This window comes from Saccharothrix sp. ST-888 (assembly GCF_000955975.1).
In the GTDB taxonomy this organism is placed as follows: domain Bacteria; phylum Actinomycetota; class Actinomycetes; order Streptomycetales; family Streptomycetaceae; genus Kitasatospora.
Window position 1 is genome coordinate 1 of the sequence record NZ_JYJF01001076.1, and the last position, 265, is coordinate 265.

1 protein-coding gene is annotated in these 265 nt (G+C 73.2%); it reads left to right on the top strand.

From position 1 onward, the window contains the following. On the top strand, positions 1-265 hold a 265-nt coding region (locus UK12_RS35685; protein ID WP_045307385.1), incomplete at both ends, for an acyl carrier protein.

Sequence of the window (265 nt, forward strand, 5' to 3'; positions counted from 1 at the left end):
GCCGGCGACGCTGGTGTTCGACTACCCGAGCCCGGTCGCCCTGGCGGCCTTCCTGGTCGCCGAGCTGCTGGGCGACGAGACCGACGCGATCGGCACCGCCCCGGTGCAGTCGGCCGGATCCCTGGACGACGAGCCGATCGCGATCGTCGGTATGAGCTGCCGCTATCCCGGCGGCGTGGAGTCGCCCGAGGACCTGTGGCGACTGGTGTCCGAGGCCGGAGACGCGATCTCCGGCTTCCCGACCGGCCGCGGCTGGGACCTCGAC